This window comes from Agrobacterium larrymoorei (genome assembly GCF_037722385.1).
In the GTDB taxonomy this organism is placed as follows: Bacteria; Pseudomonadota; Alphaproteobacteria; order Rhizobiales; family Rhizobiaceae; genus Agrobacterium; species Agrobacterium larrymoorei_C.
This window is the reverse complement of the sequence record NZ_JBBKAQ010000005.1, coordinates 1-1,791: the sequence shown is the minus strand read 5'-3', so window position 1 is coordinate 1,791 and position 1,791 is coordinate 1. Positions and strand designations below refer to the sequence as shown.

The following is a 1,791-nucleotide window of genomic DNA, read 5'->3' as shown; positions in this document are numbered from 1 at the left end:
TGGAGGGATATCCCTTATGGTTTGTCCTCTATATGGCGGGCAGACCACTGATTGGTGCTGCCGCTTCACTTGCCAAGGGACAAACCGGCCAAGCCCGTTACCGGGGGAGCGCATTTCTGGAGCGCCTTCGGGGATGGGCTGACAAGCTATCTTGAATCCATTTCGTGCTGTTCTTGTCTCTGATGGTGGCAAATGCCCTCAACGTATCGACAACAGTTTTTTGTTCAGGTCTCTTGGAGCGCTTACTGGCAAGCGCCTACCTACTCGCGTAGGCAAGGCCTCACGACAGCGAATGATTAAAGGAAAAGCGCATGCTTTCTGACGACACCGATGGCAAATCCATCACTATCTTGGCTGATCGTCGATGGCCGACCGAAACTGGAATAGGCAAGGTGCAGACCGAACTTGAGGCGCGCCTGCCGAAAGGCATGCGACTCGTTGATCTGGGCGTGCGGGGACGTATTGGATCGCCGGTGTCGCCGCTGTCAATCAGCAAAGCGCTCTCCCAACACGGCCGAAAAGGCTTGTTTTTCAGTGCGGGTTTCGTTCCGCCACTGTTCTCGCGCCTACCTTCCGTGGTTATTGTACACGACCTCACTCATCGCCGCTTTTATGGTGCTGCCAAGAGGGCCTATTACGACTTTGTCTACAAGCCTCTCTACAGACGATGCAGCGCCATTATCTGTGTTTCCGAGTTCACCCGGCAGGAATTCCTTGATTGGTCCGGTATGCCGGAAGATAAGGTTCATCTGGTATATAACGGTTGCGAAGCCTGTTTTACTGCAGCGGGAGAGCAGCACAAACCGGGATATCCTTATGTTTTTTACGGTGGGAACCATCGCTCATATAAAAATTTGGAGCGTCTGATCCGCGCCTATGCTGGATCGTCATTGCCTGCTCGTGGTATTAAGCTTGTGCTGACCGGAAATCGCAACGAAGAGCTGGCTACGCTTGCCGATCGACTATCAGTCCAGGAACATCTGGTATTCACCGGCAGATTGCCTTCCGACGAAATTCCATCATTCTATCGAGGTGCGTTGGCAGTCGCTTATGTTTCTCTTTTTGAAGGATTTGGTCTTCCAATCATCGAAGCATTTGCGTGCGGCGTCCCCGTTTTGACCTCAACCGTAACGGCGATGCCAGAAGTCGCGGGAGGTGGGGCGCTTCTGGTCGATCCGGAATCGGTGGAGGAGATCAGGCAAGGTCTAGATCGCATCACATCCGACGAGACTCTTCGTGAAAAACTGATAGAGGATGGGCGAAAGAGACTTGCAGACTTTGATTGGAACAACTCCGCTGAAAAGGTTTGGCAAATTGTAAGCGATGTTGCCGGATCTGATATGCATTCTTGAGTTGCTTTCGAGTTGGCCCAGTGATGGTGTGATTTCATCAGGTCAGATCATTATGCGGCCTTCTTGCAAGCCAGCGCGCACTGTTTCTTCGCCTAGGACTCGCCAATTGCGATGTCAGCCGTCAGACCGTAGTAGTTGGAGCCATAGGCGTCGGGCAGTCGTTTCAATGAAATGATCTTCAAAGGTGGCCGCGCGTAAATGTGATCAACGGGCAGTCCAAATATGCCTGCCGCAATCGGCCATGTTGCCGGCTCCCATACCGCGGTTCGCAGGCCTGTCGTCTTGAGGAAGTCTTGCATATTCGGTGCTAGGCTAGATGCATTGAAGTCACCTGAAAGAGCCAGCGGCCCTGTCATCTGCGTTCGGATCACTCCAGCCGCGTTGTGGAGTTCAAGGCTTTGAAAATCATCGAAGTAGGGTTTTGTTGTGTGTATACCTG

2 protein-coding genes are annotated in these 1,791 nt (G+C 52.5%); one reads left to right on the top strand and one right to left on the bottom strand.

The features are described from left to right. The first annotated feature begins 311 nt into the window (after positions 1–311). Positions 312–1,352, top strand: a complete 1,041-nt coding sequence (locus WKI41_RS09675) for a glycosyltransferase family 4 protein (RefSeq protein ID WP_340193278.1) — start codon at positions 312–314, stop codon at positions 1,350–1,352. 92 nt (positions 1,353–1,444) lie between these two features. Here WKI41_RS09675 and WKI41_RS09670 read toward each other — a convergent pair. Then, a partial coding sequence (locus tag WKI41_RS09670) for an endonuclease/exonuclease/phosphatase family protein (protein ID WP_340193277.1) occupies positions 1,445–1,791 on the bottom strand: 347 nt, incomplete at its 5' end.